The 15,359-nt window shown below is 63.4% G+C and carries 13 protein-coding genes; 6 read left to right on the top strand and 7 right to left on the bottom strand.

Features of this window, described 5'->3' with window-relative positions:
* The first annotated feature begins 30 nt into the window (after window positions 1–30).
* The 3 genes from HPY44_17530 (at window position 31) to HPY44_17540 (ending at window position 2,081) form a co-directional block, all read left to right on the top strand.
* Window positions 31–477: a D-tyrosyl-tRNA(Tyr) deacylase gene (locus HPY44_17530; protein ID NSW57806.1), complete on the top strand. Its 447-nt coding sequence runs from the start codon at window positions 31–33 to the stop codon at window positions 475–477.
* 18 nt (window positions 478–495) lie between these two features.
* Window positions 496–1,374 (top strand): tetratricopeptide repeat protein, encoded by an 879-nt coding sequence (locus tag HPY44_17535; GenBank protein ID NSW57807.1) that lies wholly within the window; start codon window positions 496–498, stop codon window positions 1,372–1,374.
* Window positions 1,375–1,439: 65 nt separating this feature from the next.
* Complete coding sequence (locus HPY44_17540; GenBank protein NSW57808.1) at window positions 1,440–2,081, top strand: MBL fold metallo-hydrolase; 642 nt, start codon at window positions 1,440–1,442, stop codon at window positions 2,079–2,081.
* A 186-nt stretch (window positions 2,082–2,267) separates the two neighbouring features.
* Here the strand turns inward: HPY44_17540 and HPY44_17545 are convergent, their stop codons facing one another.
* From HPY44_17545 to HPY44_17560, 4 genes are all read right to left on the bottom strand, one after another.
* A complete protein-coding gene (locus tag HPY44_17545) occupies window positions 2,268–3,053 on the bottom strand; it encodes an amidohydrolase family protein (protein NSW57809.1) in 786 nt (261 codons plus the stop codon).
* A gap of 20 nt (window positions 3,054–3,073) precedes the next feature.
* On the bottom strand, window positions 3,074–4,741 hold the full coding sequence (locus tag HPY44_17550) for an arginine--tRNA ligase (GenBank protein ID NSW57810.1): 1,668 nt from the start codon (window positions 4,739–4,741) through the stop codon (window positions 3,074–3,076).
* Between the two features lie 30 nt (window positions 4,742–4,771).
* On the bottom strand, window positions 4,772–5,602 hold the full coding sequence (locus HPY44_17555; GenBank protein ID NSW57811.1) for a DUF1385 domain-containing protein: 831 nt from the start codon (window positions 5,600–5,602) through the stop codon (window positions 4,772–4,774).
* A gap of 142 nt (window positions 5,603–5,744) precedes the next feature.
* Entirely contained in the window at window positions 5,745–6,710 is a 966-nt protein-coding gene (locus tag HPY44_17560) for a hypothetical protein (protein NSW57812.1), read from the bottom strand.
* 194 nt (window positions 6,711–6,904) lie between these two features.
* On the opposite strand from HPY44_17560, the gene HPY44_17565 reads away from it, so the two are divergent.
* Both HPY44_17565 and HPY44_17570 read left to right on the top strand, forming a co-directional pair.
* Window positions 6,905–8,041: a peptidase M14 gene (locus HPY44_17565; GenBank protein NSW57813.1), complete on the top strand. Its 1,137-nt coding sequence runs from the start codon at window positions 6,905–6,907 to the stop codon at window positions 8,039–8,041.
* A gap of 59 nt (window positions 8,042–8,100) precedes the next feature.
* A complete protein-coding gene (locus HPY44_17570; protein ID NSW57814.1) occupies window positions 8,101–10,842 on the top strand; it encodes a LamG domain-containing protein in 2,742 nt (913 codons plus the stop codon).
* A gap of 95 nt (window positions 10,843–10,937) precedes the next feature.
* On the opposite strand, the gene HPY44_17575 is transcribed toward HPY44_17570, so the two are convergent.
* The 3 genes from HPY44_17575 to HPY44_17585 all read right to left on the bottom strand — a co-directional run bounded on the left by HPY44_17575 (window position 10,938) and on the right by HPY44_17585 (window position 14,114).
* Window positions 10,938–12,116 (bottom strand): 2-C-methyl-D-erythritol 2,4-cyclodiphosphate synthase, encoded by a 1,179-nt coding sequence (locus HPY44_17575; GenBank protein NSW57815.1) that lies wholly within the window; start codon window positions 12,114–12,116, stop codon window positions 10,938–10,940.
* Window positions 12,113–13,246 (bottom strand): TRAM domain-containing protein, encoded by a 1,134-nt coding sequence (locus tag HPY44_17580; GenBank protein NSW57816.1) that lies wholly within the window; start codon window positions 13,244–13,246, stop codon window positions 12,113–12,115. Before HPY44_17580 ends, HPY44_17575 begins: the two co-directional genes overlap by 4 nt.
* Before the next feature lie 181 nt (window positions 13,247–13,427).
* The gene (locus HPY44_17585; GenBank protein ID NSW57817.1) at window positions 13,428–14,114 is read right to left on the bottom strand and encodes a metal-dependent hydrolase; all 687 of its coding nucleotides are present in this window, start codon (window positions 14,112–14,114) and stop codon (window positions 13,428–13,430) included.
* Window positions 14,115–14,242: 128 nt separating this feature from the next.
* Here HPY44_17585 and HPY44_17590 point away from each other — a divergent pair, with 128 nt between their 5' ends.
* Window positions 14,243–15,349, top strand: coding sequence for a hypothetical protein (locus tag HPY44_17590; GenBank protein ID NSW57818.1), 1,107 nt, complete (start codon window positions 14,243–14,245; stop codon window positions 15,347–15,349).
* The last annotated feature ends 10 nt before the right edge of the window (window positions 15,350–15,359 follow it).

The raw sequence follows: 15,359 nt of genomic DNA on the forward strand, positions 1-15,359 counted from the left end.
TATCATCAACATCCATCAGGAGGGTGCGAATTGCGCGCGGTCATCCAGAGGGTAAGCCGGGCAAATCTAGTGATTGACGGCGAAGAACGATGCCGGATCGGCGTCGGACTTGTGGTGCTCGCGGGGTTCGGTCCCGGCGACGCAACTGCCGACCTTCAATGGATGGCGGAGAAGATCGCCACGCTGCGCGTGTTCGGAGATGACGAGGGGCGGATGAACTTGGCTGTGGGTGACGTTGGCGGGGAACTGCTGGTGGTCCCGAACTTCACGCTCTACGGCGACTGTCGCAAGGGCCGGCGACCGGGTTACTCCGCTGCCGCAGCGCCCGAGAGAGCAACAGCACTTTTCGACCAGTTCTGTGACCACCTGCAAGGCCTCGTCCCCGTGCAGCGCGGCGTTTTTGGGGCGCACATGCACGTGAGCCTCACCAACGACGGACCTGTGACCCTCCTCCTGGACAGTGCCAAGACTTTCTGACGGACGTATCCATCAAGCATGAGACGCCGAAACGGAAACAACGACAGCAATCAGCGCGCCCGGGCGAACAAACGCCGGGCCGAGATCCGCCGCCGCATCGGCGACCAACTCATTGAAGAAGGCATCATCGATGAGGCCATCAAACACTACGAGGCGGCGACTCGGCTTGACGGCCGCAATGTAAACGCTCGTCTGTCCCTTGCCGACAGTTACTTCGCCCTCGAGATGCCCGCCAAGGCCTACCGCGCCTACCGAAAGGTGCTGCGCACCGACCCCAGCAACGCGGACTGCCATTTCTCGCTGGGCGAGTTCTTCCTCTCTCTTGGGCGTCCGAGGGCTGCGGCAAAGGCCATGCGCCGATCCATCGAATGCGATCCCAACCGGGCTTACTACGTGTACCGACTGGGCGAGATCTGCATCATTATGGGAGATCTGCAGGAAGCCCGGGCTCTCTTCGAGCGCGCCGTTGAACTGGCTCCAGAAGACCCGTTCTACCGCTTCAAGATGGGCGAGCTCCACTTCCGATGCGGGCGCGTCGAAGAAGCCATTGAGCAGTACGAGCTGTCCTGCCGACACGCACCCGCAGATGACTTCTACCACGTGCGACTCGGCGCTGCGTATGCACGCAATGAGCAGCACGAAGACGCCCTGCAAATGTTCCGCCGGACGGTGCGCATCGAACCCACGAACGCCGCGTACCGCTATGTTCTCGCCGAGCAACTCGCACTCATGGGACTCGAGGAAGAGGCGCAGGAGCAGTACCAGCGCGCGGGTCGCCTCGACGAGTACGACATGCACAGCGTCCGCAAACTCCTGGTGCGCTGCGGAACACTGGGCGCGAACGGGGATGAAGACCCCTTCGGCGAAGAGCCTGACCCGCGTGCGCCAATGACGTAATGCCGAGTGCAGCCTCCCGCAAGCCGGCCGGCACATCCCCACGCGAAGGAAGCCCACCCGTGAGCATGCAAATCCTGTGTTTTGAAGTCGGTCCGCTGATGGCCAACTGCTACATCGTCGCCTGCGAGAAGACCGGCCGGGCGATGGTGATCGACCCTGGCGGCGACGCGGACCGCATTGTCGACGCGGTGCGAGACGCCGACCTGACCGTGGAGATCATCGCCGACACCCACTGCCATCCAGACCACATCGCCGCGAACTGCGACCTGCGTGATGGTCTCGCGACGATACAGGAAACCCCGGCAAGGATCATCATCCACCCGGCCGACAGGGAATCCGTTGAGAACCCTCCTATACAATGGCTGCTCATCGGCATGCGACCCGCCCCGTGCGCGGTGGATGCGACCTTCGATGAGGGAGACGAACTGGTGGTGGGCGACCTGCGAGTGAGGGTCATGCACCTGCCCGGTCATTCACCGGGAAGTGTCGCCCTCGTCACTGATGGCGCCGTATTCACGGGGGACACACTGTTCGCGGGAAGTGTGGGCCGTACCGACCTGCCCGGGGGAAGTTGGCCGCAACTCCAGGCTTCTCTCCGGCGTCTGATCACCGAACTGCCCGGGGACACAGCGGTGTACCCCGGTCACGGCCCGGCTTCCACCATCGCCGAAGAGATCCAGTTGAATGAATGGCTGCGGGACCTTTAGCGGAGCGTTACAACCGGCCCTTGGACCTCTGCCGTCCGCAGGCGCAGGCTCGGCCCAGCCCCTTCACAGTAATAGCTCTCTGTCGCGCGCCATGCCCGTCCCAGGCCGCCGGCCCAGGTAGCTTGCCCTGGCGAGCCAGAGAGGATGCATAGGCCGGCCGTCAACCATCTCGCGCTCCCGTGCCTCTCACAACCCGAGAACCGCCGCCGCGTTCGCTCCGCAGATCGCCGCAAGGTCCTCCGCCGCAATATTCGCTCGACGAGTCTTCTCGCAGTTCACCGCCGGATAGACGAAAGGCATGTGGGTCCCGAACAGGAGGCGTTTGCTACCGCAATCGCGGACAAGCGCCTCTGTCGCGTTCATGGGGCTCTTCACGTAAGACAGGTCCACCCAAACCTGTGCCCCATCTCCCGTCTCCGCCAGACACCGTCGGGCTTCGGGCGCGTTACACCCCACCAGCACAAAACTCCCACCAGGGACCGCTTCCACCAGCTTCAAGAAGTCATCCAGCGGGGTTGGGGGCACGAGAAGTTGCCAGTGGTGGAACCGTTCATCCTCAACCCGCACCACCACCAGCACCGGCAGGCCGGCATCCGCCGCGGCCCGGCATAGCTCGACACACTCGGACTCCCAAGTTCGGTACCCGTGGTAGTTTGGGTAAAGCTTCACAGCCCGGCAGCCCAGGCCCGTGATGCATGCGGACAGGTCGGCCAGCGCCCCCGGGTACCGCGGGTTGAGTACCGCCGCCGGCAGGATCCGCTCCCGCACTCCCGGCACTGAATCCAGTTCCTCGGCAAGCTCTTCATTGGCCGCGTGGCAGTTCCGGTAAGTGATCCCCTGCACCGGTCCGGCAAGCGCCCTGTGGATGCCCCACTGGTCCATCATGTCCAGCACTCCGCGCACGCTGCATTGCGGCAGGCGCCGGAACGCCCAAGGCCCGATGTCGGCGTTGATGTCCACGCACAGGTTCATCGCGGTTTCTCCGCTTCCGATCACATGCGCTCGGGCGCGCTGATCCCCAGTATGCCCAGACAATTGCGCAGCACGGTCTGCGTCGCCTGCACCAGCTTCAGCCTCGCCTGCGACAGCGCAGGCGCATCCGGGTCCAGCACCCGGCAGGTCCCGTAGAACTGGTGGAAGCTCTGGGCTAGCTCCCGGGCGAAGAACGTCAGGCGGTGCGGCGCCCGGAACTCAGCAGCAGTCAGCAGTTCATGGGGGTACTCCGCGATCTGCCGCATCAGCGCGAGTTCATCCGGGTCAGTGAGCAGCGATAGATCGGCCTCGCCGTCTGTCTCCCCGATAATCCCCCGTTCCACCCCCTCCCGCAGGATACTGCAGATCCGCGCGTGCGCGTACTGCACGTAGTACACAGGGTTGTCCTGGCTCTGTGCCCGGGCAAGGTCCAGGTCGAAATCGAGATGGGCGTCCACGGTGCGCATCAGGAAGAAAAACCGGGTGGCGTCTCGCCCGATCTCGTCCACCAGGTCCCGCACCGACACAATCGCTCCGCGTCGCTTGCTCAACCCCAGCGGCTCTCCGTTCTCCAGGAAACGCACCTGCTGGTAGATGATGATCTCGCAGGTGCCCCGACCCAGAGCGTCAATGGCCGCCTTCAGCCGCGGCACATATCCGGCATGGTCCGGGCCCCAGACGTACACGAGGTGCTCGAAACCCCGATCGAACTTGTTCGCCGCATAAGCCAGGTCCGACGCGATGTACGTGAACGCCCCGTTGCTGCGCCGGAGCACCCGGTCGTCCTCATCGCCGAAATCCCCGGTTTTCAGCCAGACCGCCCCATCCTTCTCGTATGCCAGGTCGCGGGCAACAAGATTGTCTACCTCACGCGCAACCGCACCGGTCTCGTGCAGGGACTGTTCGCTGAACCACACGTCGAACTCGATGCCCATCGCTCGGCAGTCCTCGCGCAAGCCATCCACCATGGTCTGCTCCACAAGCCGCGAAAACGCCAGCGCGCCCTCGTCATCCACCGGGATCGACAAGTGCGCAACGCCATCGGCATCCAAGAGCCCCTGGGCAAGATCGATCACATACTGGCCCTGATAACCGTTCTCGGGCAGATCTGTGGGTTCCCCGGCCAGAGTCCGGTAGCGCGCCTGCACCGAAGCCCCGAACAGCTTCAGCTGCGTGTTGTCGGGGCCGTCATTGATGTAATACTCGCGTTCCACGTTGTAGCCCACTGCATCCAGCAGTGACGCCAGCACATCTCCGTACGGACCTCCACGGGCATTGCCAATGTGGATCGGGCCCACGGGATTGGCGCTGACGAACTCCACCTGCACCCGCTTGCCGCCGCCGGCGTTGCAGCGCCCATACGCCTCGCCCTGCTCGCAGCAGCGCGCGATAACCTGCGCCAGCCAGTCCTGGGAGAGCCGGAAGTTGATGAAGCCCGGCCCGGCGATCTCCACCGCTGCCAGGAGCGGGTCCTCGGGCATGTGGTCCACGATAGTCTGGGCCACTTCGCGAGGATTGCACTTCGCCTGACTGGCGAGGACCATGGCCGCATTTGTAGCGAAGTCCCCATGTTCCGGCCTTTTCGGCAGTTCAATCTGCACGTCGATGCTCACTTCCGGCAGCGCGCCGCTTCCCACGGCAGCTTGGACGGCGCGGGTAACCAGGTCCTTCAAGAGTTCACGTTGCATCCACGGATTCACGCCTTTTCGGAGAGTCTGTTACCAGTCGATAAGGTCCGGAAGACGGCCGGCGATTGCGCCGAGCGTGTACATGGCGACCATGACGCCGGCCACCACCTGCGGAACCCCTCGGCGCCAGAAGACGTAAGCAATGGGAATACGCCTGGGCGGGTTGCGCAGCCATTCCGACAACAGGCGCTGACCCGCCTCGATCCCACGCCGCAGTTGCGACGGCGTTGGCCGCCGGGTCGTGAAATTGTTCTGCAGGAAAAACCCCACATGATGCCTGCCCAGCCATCCCAGTGCCACGATCCCCACCGAAAACGCCGGGTTCACGGATAGCAGCGGGATCCCAACGAGCAGCGCGGGCAGAATCCCAGCCAACAGATTGCTCCCGCAACGCAAGTGAGCACGGGGCATCTCCGCTACGAAAGGCTCCCAACCGAAGACGCCGTACTTCTCTATAGCGTGGACCGTCATGTGCTCTGCGGCATGGTGCCCCGCCAGCGAAGTGAAGCGCAGAATTGTCAGGAAAACGAAGAACGTAAGCAGATTCACACCTGCACGCGCCAATGCCCACCGCACAGGATCGGCGGGACCACCCATCTGCAAGAGCAGTGCGACCAGGGGCATGTTCAGCGGCCGCAAGTACTGTTCGAGCATCCAGACCAACACATAGGTAGGCACCAGCGAGATCATGCCCAGGGCCACTATGCTGAAACCTGTGGCGAACAGGCCCCAGAAGCTGGCCGTGCCATGGGTGCCCGTGGAAAGGAACACTCCATGGGGCATGGCCGTACCCGAAATCCGCGGCGGCTTGAAGAATGGCTGCAGGCTGGAAGAGCCGGTATGGTGGCTAAAGTAGGACATGGAAATCCGCCAGTAGCGGGATGAAAGACCGCGTCACATTGTAACTCAAACCGGGCGGAAGAAGGAACGGGTCACAACACCCCCACAGCCCCATCCCTTGCGTCTGCGGGGCACGGGCTCGCACCTCGACGCCCATTCGCTCCTACAACATCCGCGTAATCATCAAGATCACGGGCGCCAGCAGCACCCCCGTCACATTGGTCGTCAGCCACAATGCCCCGGCAAGGTCCCGGTTCAGCCTGAACACATCCGCCAGCATCACCCCGAGAATCGCCACCGGAGCCGCCGACTGGATGAACACCACCCGTAGCGCGTCGTGATCCACCGTCTGCCAGTACCCGAACAGGTACGCCAGCCCCAGCCCCAATACCGGCGAGATGATGAACTTCACTCCGTGCATCACCAGGCACTGCCGCCAGTATGTTTTCACCGAAGACAGCCGCAGGCCCAGGCCGATGGCCAGCAGGAACGCGGCGGTCGCCGTGGGCATCGCGATGTCGATGACGAACGCCGACTCCGGCAGCTTCGGGACATCCGCTACGTTCAGCGCCAACCCTGCGATGATGCCGAGAATTGGGTTGCGCGTCTGTCCGTCTTTCGCAAGCTCCACCAACGCTTTTAGCACCCCGTCATGCCCGCTGTCTGAATAGCGGCGGCCAATGAAAAACCCCAGCGTGAACACCCCCGGCATGAAGGACGCGCAGTACAAAGACCCCAGCGCCGCACCCTTTGCACCCAGCGCAGCGAAAGCCACGAAAGTGCCGTACGTGAAACCGACATTGCTGAACATGGCCGCCGTGATGAAAGGCCCTGCATCAGCCCGGGGCATCCGCAGGAGTCTCGAAAGTAGTGCTCCCACCGGCCACAGCGCCACGTAAAGCACGACCCCGAAGATCGGCAGAGCGAGCGTGCGCGCATCCGGCCGCTTCATCGCCCACAACGCCAGGCAGATGACCACCGGCTGAATCCAGGTCAGAGTGGTGCGGTTCACCGGCCCGGCCCAGGTCTCCGGAACTCGCCCGGACTTGCGCAGGCAGTATCCGGCCACGAGCCCGCCGAGAATAACCGTCATGGTGCGGATGGCGTCGATGAAGAGGCGGTCGTCCACCTGTGGGGGTGCTCCGAAGCAGACATTATGCCCCGATTCTGGTCACGGGGCACGAGCCAGGAGCATACCACCACGAAGCAGGCAGTGCAAGGCAGGGTGAAGCCCGCTCTCTCTCCCGCCGGGAGGGAGCTCGCTCTCGACGACGAAATGGCTGTCGCTCACATCCGTCCGGAAGCACGAGGGGAAGAAGACCTATGCCTCGCCGACCCGTCCTGATAGACGCCGACTTCCCCGGCGGGAACATTATCGTCGATGCCGTCGAAGGCAACGAGGTCTTCGTGCGCCAGGACATCCGTGACACGACTACCTGGTGGTTCTACTGGTATTTCCGGGCGCGAAATGTTGCCGGACGTACCGTAAGTTTTCAGTTCACCAACGGTGACGTCATGAGCGCCGCCGGACCTGCGTACAGTCTGGACGGAAGTCCCTGGCAATGGCTGGGGGCTGAAAACACCCGCGAAGACGGGTTCGACTTCACATTCCCCCCGCGCTGCCGGGAGGCTCGATTCTGTTTCTCCATCCCCTACCTCCAGGCGGACTGGGAGGCCTTCACCACCCGCATCGGCGAACGGAAGGGCCTGAAGCACGGGACGCTCTGTACCACTCGCAAAGGCAGGCGGGTGGAGACTCTCGCCATCAAGCCGACGCGCGAGGCCCGGGTGAAGCTCCTTCTCACCTGCCGCCACCACTGCTGCGAGATGATGGCCAGCTACGTGCTGGAAGGCCTGCTGGAGGCCATCATCCTCGACCCGGCGGGGGCTTGGCTGCGTGAAAACTCAGATGTGTTCGCAGTGCCCTTCATGGACAAAGATGGCGTGGAGGACGGCGACCAGGGCAAGAACCGCGCTCCCCGCGACCACAATCGCGACTACAGCGGCAAGAGTGTGCATCTCGAAACCGCGGCCATGCGCAGGAAGATACCGGCGTGGCTCAGAGGCCTACCCTTCGTCGGCATGGACTTCCATTGTCCTTACGTAAAAGGCGGGCGGGACGACTCCGCGTATTTCGTGGGGCACCCTGGCGAAGGCCAATGGGAGAAACTCCAGCGCTTCAGCGCGATCCTTGAGGCCTCCCGTGAGGGGCCCGTGCCATTCCGCGCTTCAGACAACCTGCAGTATGGCAAGGAATGGAACGTGCGAACCAACGAAGAGCAGGGGATGGGCTTCGGTCGCTGGGTCTGGACGCTGCCGGGCATCCTCCTCGCTACCGCCCTGGAGACCACCTACTCGGTCGCCCACGGGGTCCTGATGACCCCTGACGGCGCTCGTGCCCTTGGCCGCGACATCGCCCGGGCACTGGGGCTTTACCTGCAGGAGAAGCTGGGTCAGTGAGGGAAGGGTTCTGCGGAGCCGCCTTCTGGAGGCCGTCCCCAATCCGCGAGGTGATCGCGATGACCCTGTCTCACGCTCTCCTCTGTCTCCTTACCGTCTCTTGCATTCCCGCATCCGCCGCCGAACTCGTCGCTCATTACCCCCTTGACGGCGGCCCGGAAGCCTCTGACGCTTCTGGCAATGGGCACCATGGCGCCCTGATGGGCAAGTGCGCCTGGACTGAGGGACCCTTCGGCACAGCCCTGGCTCTTTCTGGTGGGGACGGCTACGTGGACTGCGGTCCGATCCCCGAACTCGACCCTGCGCACGGCCTGTCATTTGCGGTCTGGTGCCATCCACGCACTCGTCGCGGCGGGCTCATCAACTGGAGCACCGGCGGCAGGTGGGTTGACGAGCGCCTGGTGCTCGCCGTCAATACCTGGGAAGGCCAGGACCAGTTCATGGCCTGCCTCGCCAACGGGACGGAGGTCCAGCAACTGCGCCCCCTCTGGCCCCTTGAGCCCGACCGCTGGACCCACGTCATCCTGACGCTGGACGCGCGCTCCGTGTGCGTCTATCGGGACGGCCTTCCTTTCTTCTCCGCCAGCCCGTCGGTCCGTCCGGACATCCAGGGCGTGCCCCTGCGCCTGGGCTTCTGCGAGGGTCTCGGGCACTCGTTCTTTGATGGTCTCCTGGATGAGGCCCGCATCTACAGCGGGGCACTGTCTCCCGAGGAGGCCTTCGCCCTGTACCGCGCTCAGGCCGAAGCACACGGCGTCGATGCGTCACAATTTCGCCGGCCCGAGGTTACCGTGGATGCCTACCCCGACGCCGGCAGCCTCCTCATCGCCGCCGATGCCCGCCGCATGCGCCCATTGCCCGAAGGCGCCGGCCTGAGCGTGCAGATCATCCCCGCTCCAGGCGGCGATACGCTGGTTAGCCGCGAGGGCATCCCGGTGTCCGCCTCCGGTCCCGCCGAAATCGTCCTCAGCGCCAACCACCTGCTCCCGGGCGACTACCTGGCCCGGGTGAGCCTGCACGACGGCAACGGCGCGACAGTTGGCGACCCCGAGCAGGCTGCCTTCAACTGGACCGCGCAGCCCGATGCTTTCCGCGGCGTGCGCATCCTGAACAACCTGGCATGGGAGCTTCTGGCTTTCAGTGATCCAGTCCCCGCGGGCCCGCGCGACTACTCCTTCCGCCAGCCCGCAAAGCGGTGGGGCTACTTCCGCGCCACCGCGCAGATCGCCGACGGTGCGCGGGTCTCGCTCTTCCTGGATGGCGAACCGGATCCGGTTCTCACCTTTGACCAGCCCGGCGAGTCCACCGCCGAAACCATGCGGTTCCTGCCCGCCGGGGAACACTCCTTGCGCATCGAGACCACCGGGCAGGCACAACTGCGCAGCCTCGTGGTCCGTTCGGTGCCCATGCTCCAACATGCTTTCTATGGCGCGAATCCCCACATCCATCCATATGGCCCTTACGACTGGCAGTTCCTGTCGAAGGACATTCTGCCCACTGTAAACACCATGATCGGCAATCCGGGGCCCGAGACGGACGGCTGGGTCGCTTCGGGTCGACACTGGATCTCCATCATCGGTCTGCCGAAGCTCGACGGCACTTCGGAGGCCGACGTGCAGGCGGCCTTCGATCACTGGTCCTCGGCAGTCGGCTTCCAGCATGAGAAGCTCCGCGGGGTGATCGTGGATGAGTTCGGGGGTGGCGATGCCGAGGTCTATGACGTCTACCGCAAGGCCGTCGAGCGCATCTACGCCGACCCGCGCTTCAGAGGCAAGAGTCTCAGCCCGTACGGGGGCACCTTCTACGGCGACGACCGCAGTTCCCGCTTCGCACGAGTCTGCGTAGATGGCGGCGGGTACATGGCTTGGGAACGATACCTGCCCGAACAGCCCGACGAGACCGCGGCGCGCCAGTTCATTGCCCGCAGCATCACCGACGAGATGCCCCTATGGCGCAAGCGTTTCCCGGATGCCCCCGGGAACATGTGCCTGGTGCTCGGTTACATGTCCCAGCCCACCGAGAGCCTGAATATCGACCCGCAGGTGGACTTCAAGGTCTACATGGACATGCAGGTGAACGCCCTGGCAAACCATCCCTCATGCTTCGGGCTGGGGGGCATCCAGGAGTACCATTCCTCCTATGCCGACGAGGAGAGCGTACGCTGGGCAGGCCGCCTGTACCGGCATTACTGCATCGAGGGCAACCGCGAACCGCTTACCGATGACCCTTACCTGCTGCCGCATCTGGTCAACGCAGACTTTGACCGGGGGACTGACGGGTGGGACATACAGGCGGCGCAACAGGGCTCGGTGCGCACCGCCGAGTATTCCGGGTACAGTTGGCTCCAGGGGCGCTACCCGCCCACCGGCAAGGGAAACACCTTCCTGCTCACCCGCCGCAGCAGCGAGAAGCCCAACCGCTTCAGCCAGACCATTCGCGCCCTGCAGCCGGGACGCCTGTACTCGCTCAAGATGATCACCGCCGACTACCAGGACCTGGTGAACGAGCGCTCAGTGAAGGCCCCCCACGCTGTGAGCATCGACATTGAGAGCGTAGAGCAACTCAATGGACCACAGGATTCCTTCCAGTTCACCTTCCCCAACTGCTATGCGCACCATCTCGGGAAGTTCGATGCGAAATACTCATACTGGATGAACTACCACTGGCGGGTCTTCCGGGCTACGGGCACACAGGCGCGCCTGACCGTGAGCGACTGGGCATCAGAGCAGGACCCAGGCGGCCCCGCAGGCCAGGAGTTGATGTTCAACTTCATCGAGGTGCAACCGTATCTGGAGAGGTGATGGTGCAAGCGCGACGTGCTGCCGACCCGAGGCTCGGGCTTCTACCGTGCCGGCTGCTGGCATTGCGGGCCGGGACGGCCGTCATAACCGCGAGTCTACCGCACTGCCACCACCGTCGCCACCGCTTGCGCCGAAATGCCCTCTTCCCTGCCCTCGAAGCCCAGGCGCTCCGTGGTGGTCGCCTTCACGCTCACGCAGGCCACGTCAATTCCCAGGGCACCGGCAATATTCTTGCGCATCGCCGGAATGTGAGGCGCAAGCTTCGGCCTCTGGGCAACCACCGTGGCGTCCACATGGGAAATGCGCAGGCCCATCTCCATCACACGCCTGCCGGCCTCGCGAAGGAACATCGCGCTGTCCATGTCCTTATATGTCGCGTCCGTGTCGGGAAACAGCTTGCCAATGTCCCCCAGCGCCGCCGCTCCCAGGATCGCGTCCACGATCGCATGGATCAGCACATCCGCATCGGAGTGCCCTGACAGGCCCTTCTCATGAGGGATCTCCACCCCGCCGATGATGAGTCTGCGGCCCTCGGTCAGGGCGTGCACGTCGTAACCTGTGCCCACTCGGGGGGGGATCGCAGGCGGAGCCCCGCCGAGAAGTGCCTGTGCAATGATGAGGTCCCGCGGCGTGGTGACTTTCATGTTCAGGTCCGTGCACGGGTTGATATGCACCGGGTGGCCGCAGCGCTCGACGACCGAAGCGTCGTCGGTCACCTGCCAGCACTCGGCTTCGGCGCGGCGATAGCACTCAAGCAGCAGAGGGAAGCGGAAGGTCTGGGGAGTCTGGGCTCGCCACAGTTCGCTGCGGTCCGGAGTTGCGATAACCTCGCCGGAAGCCGAGGCGTGCTTGATGGTGTCGGTCACCTGCGCAGCGGTGACGCAGGCGCCACGCTCTCGGGCAAGTTCGATGGAGCGTTCGATAGTCTGCCCGTCGATGAGCGGCCTTGCGCCATCGTGGATCGCAATGATCTCCGGCGCCTCGCACTCCATCGCCAGCAGGCTCCCATACACCGTGTCCTGCCGCCGCGCGCCTCCCGGGAGTATGCTGCAGGGCTTGCTAAGACCGGCGCACCCGCACAGGTCGCGGGCATGATCCCGGTACTCCTCTGAGACTGCAAGAAACAGCCGATCCACCAAGGGGCAGGCGTCAAATGCCCGTAGGGACCAGACGAACAGGGGCACGCCGCAAAGGTCCACGAAGACCTTGGGCAGGTCTCCGCCAAACCGGCTGCCCCTTCCCGCCGCAACGATAAGCGCGGCGACCGTCTTCACTTCCGGTCGCGACCCTTGCGAACGGTCGACCCTGATGCGGAATTGCCGTCCTCATCGACGAGGTCGGAAAAGATCATCTTCCCCGCGGTGGTCTGCAGAACGCTGGTGACCACCACCGGGATCATCTGCCCCAGGTACTCTGCCCCGCCCTCAACCACAACCATGGTGCCGTCGTCCAAGTAGGCGACGCCCTGCCCGGCCTCCCTGCCTTCCTTGACCACGGTCACAGTCATGTTCTCGCCGGGCAGGAACACGGGCTTCATTGCATTCGCGAGCTCATTGACGTTGATCGTACGCACGCCCTTGAGCTTTGCAATCTCATTCACGCTGTAGTCATTGGTGACAACCGTCGCGCCCACGAGGTCGGCAAGGCTTACCAGCCGCTGGTCCACTTCTTCAGCCATGTCCAGTTCAGGGGGATAATCCTCGAAAACCGCCGTCTCCACGCCCTCCACCTGCTTGAGGCGGTTGAGCATGTCCAGCCCGCGTCGGCCGCGGGCGCGCTTGAGGCTATCCGCGGACCCGGCGATATGCCGCAGTTCCTGAAGCACAAAGCCGGGTATCAGGATGCGGCCCTCCAGGAACCCCACCGCTGCGATGTCCGCAATACGCCCATCAATGATGATATTGGTGTCCAGCATCTTGGGCGCACAGGGCTCTAACCGCGCCGGCCCCACGTGCTTTTCGGGCGCCAGGCTGGGGAAGATGTACAAGATCTGCTCCTTGGCGCTCATTGAGAAGCCGATGCCGAGGATAATCCCCACCACGCAGGCGGCAATGCGGATCGGCAGACCCCAGTTTTCGCTGTTTGCGAAGGGAGTTGTGAATAAAATCGCAACAGTCAGGCCGATGAGCACACCCGCCACTGCCGCAATCTTGTCCAGCAGGGGAACCTTCTCCATCTCCGTGACCCAGGAGATGAGTTTGCGGAAAGACATGAGGCCGAAGAGGAACCCGATGAGCCCACCCACGACGCTGAATCCGATCCGGAACATGATCTCATCGCGGGATTCGGCCGCTTGCAGATCCAGTTGTCGCAGGATGATATTCGCACCGTTATTGGCCAAAATGACCCCGACAAAGGTCATCGCGGCCACAAAAAGTGACCACAGGCCCCGCAGCAGTATCATGATAGCGCTGACTCCAGGTGGCGGTACGCCGCAATGGAGAACCGCCGGGATGTGTATGACCAGCAATGTGTGTAAAATGCGGCAGAATATGGGTAAGACGACGACTCAATATGAATGATACATCGATGCGCCACGCTGGGCAAGATTGCACCAGCCCTCCGCGGCCGATACGCATCTCATCTCAGATCTCAGTCTCCTCCCCTGGGGCGAGGACGCGACACTCGACCCCGATGTTTCGGACCTCTTCGGCGAAGCCGGACGGGTCGGTACGGATCGCTTCGAAAGCATGATAGTGGGTCGGAATCACCACCTTCGGACGCAGGAACTCCACGGCGCGGAGCGCGTCCTCCGCGCCCATGGTGTAGTTGTCGCCAATGGGCAAGATCGCCAGATCGAGGCCCTGTCGGCCGGGAATCAGGGACATGTCTCCGAAAAGGCCGGTGTCGCCCGCGAAGTATGCTCGGCGGCCACCGATCTCAACCAGGAAGCCGCAGGCCAGGCCGGTGTACTCAATCAGGTCGTCACCCATCACCGCCGAGCCGTGAAAAGCCGGGGTCAGCTTGACTGATCCGAATGGGAACTCGCGCCGTCCTCCAATGTGCATGGAAATGGCAGTCGCGCCCTTCCGGGAGCAGTAGGCACACAGCTCGGCCACAGCAACGATGGGTGCGCCCTGAGCTTTGGATATCGCCACAGCGTCGCCGAGATGGTCGCCGTGCCCGTGGGAAGGCAGAATGTAGTCCACCTTCACCTCATCCGGACCACAAACGGCGTCCGGGTTGCCGGTAAGCCACGGGTCGAAAATCAGTGTATACGCACCATCGGAGAGTACATAGCAGGCATGCCCCAGGCTCTTCACGGAGAGCATTGGCTCAACCTCGGCTCTAATGTGCGGAGAATGCGAAGGTGGATTTCACTCAGTGCTCGAACTTGAGTTTACCTGAAGTGGCATCTCGCCACAAGCGGTCACAGACACACAAACGGGAGACCCGGACCATGACCCAGCGTCAGCGTCTCATGACACTCCTTGAAGGTCAAACACCCGACTGCGTTCCGTGGTTCGCCGATCTTTCCCACTGGTTCGTTGTAGAGCGCGGCCAACGTTTCATCCCAACCTCGGAAGCCGACCGGGATACGGAAATGGTGGAGCTCCACCGGCAACTCAACGCCGGGCTGTATCTGAATATGGGGGCCTTCTACGCCGCCGACTACGGCGATAGCGGTGTCACCGAGACCACCAGCGTGGATGGCGACTTCTTCACATGGACTATCAGCACCCCCCTGGGTGAAGTGCGGGAGATCCGTCGCTGGTCGCCGGTGAGTCACTCGTGGGACATTACGCACCGCATGGTCCAGGGCATCGAAGACTTCCCCATCGTCCGCTACGCCATGGAAGCCCGTCGCTACGTGCCGAGATACGAGAACTTTGAGGCCTGGGATCGGCTGGTGGGCGATGTTGGCGTGCCCTTCGCCGTTGGCGGATTCTGCGGTATGGGGTTCCTCATCTCGCGGTTCATGGGGGTCGAGCAGACCCATTACGCCCTCGCGGATGAGCCAGAACTGACCCGTAGCCTCATGGATGTCATCGACGCGAAGCAGCTTGAACTGGTGGACGTGCTGGCTGATTCGCCGTCGCCTGTGGTGCTCTGGACGGACAATCTCGACTCCGCCACCCAGCCGCCGCCGGTGTTTCGCAGACACGGGATGGATTTTTACCGCGAGATGGCCCGGAAAGTGCACTCTCGCGGGAAGCACCTGGCGGTCCACATCGACGGTCGCCTCGGCGGCCTGCTCGGGCTGCTGGCCGAATGCGGGGTGGATATCGCCGATGCGGTGACGCCTACCCCCATGGGCGACCTGACGCCCGAGCAGTGCCGGCTTGAGGCGGGCCCGGACATGATCCTGTGGGGTGGCGTTCCGCCCAATGTCTGGGAGCCGCGCTGGCCGGAGGAGGGGTTCATCGAGAGCGTGAAGCACTGGCTTGACCTGCGGGCGACCAATCCGCGCATCGTGCTGGCGCCTGGTGACCAGGTGCCTCCTGGCGCCCCGAGGCGTCGAATTGAGATTGCGGGCGAACTTGCGGAGACTTACGGCCGGTATTGATCACGGTCCG

The sequence above is a fragment of the Armatimonadota bacterium genome, from assembly GCA_013314775.1.
In the GTDB taxonomy this organism is placed as follows: Bacteria; Armatimonadota; Zipacnadia; order Zipacnadales; family JABUFB01; genus JABUFB01.

Excerpts from the sequence above, each read along its gene's own strand:
- HPY44_17535 (NSW57807.1), top strand. The coding sequence starts at position 496 with ATGAGACGCCGAAACGGAAACAACGACAGCAATCAGCGCGCCCGGGCG.
- HPY44_17540 (NSW57808.1), top strand. The coding sequence starts at position 1,440 with ATGCAAATCCTGTGTTTTGAAGTCGGTCCGCTGATGGCCAACTGCTAC.
- HPY44_17545 (NSW57809.1), bottom strand. The coding sequence starts at position 3,053 with ATGAACCTGTGCGTGGACATCAACGCCGACATCGGGCCTTGGGCGTTC.
- HPY44_17550 (NSW57810.1), bottom strand. The coding sequence starts at position 4,741 with ATGCAACGTGAACTCTTGAAGGACCTGGTTACCCGCGCCGTCCAAGCT.
- HPY44_17555 (NSW57811.1), bottom strand. The coding sequence starts at position 5,602 with ATGTCCTACTTTAGCCACCATACCGGCTCTTCCAGCCTGCAGCCATTC.
- HPY44_17565 (NSW57813.1), top strand. The coding sequence starts at position 6,905 with ATGCCTCGCCGACCCGTCCTGATAGACGCCGACTTCCCCGGCGGGAAC.
- HPY44_17570 (NSW57814.1), top strand. The coding sequence starts at position 8,101 with ATGACCCTGTCTCACGCTCTCCTCTGTCTCCTTACCGTCTCTTGCATT.
- HPY44_17580 (NSW57816.1), bottom strand. The coding sequence starts at position 13,246 with ATGATACTGCTGCGGGGCCTGTGGTCACTTTTTGTGGCCGCGATGACC.
- HPY44_17585 (NSW57817.1), bottom strand. The coding sequence starts at position 14,114 with ATGCTCTCCGTGAAGAGCCTGGGGCATGCCTGCTATGTACTCTCCGAT.
- HPY44_17590 (NSW57818.1), top strand. The coding sequence starts at position 14,243 with ATGACCCAGCGTCAGCGTCTCATGACACTCCTTGAAGGTCAAACACCC.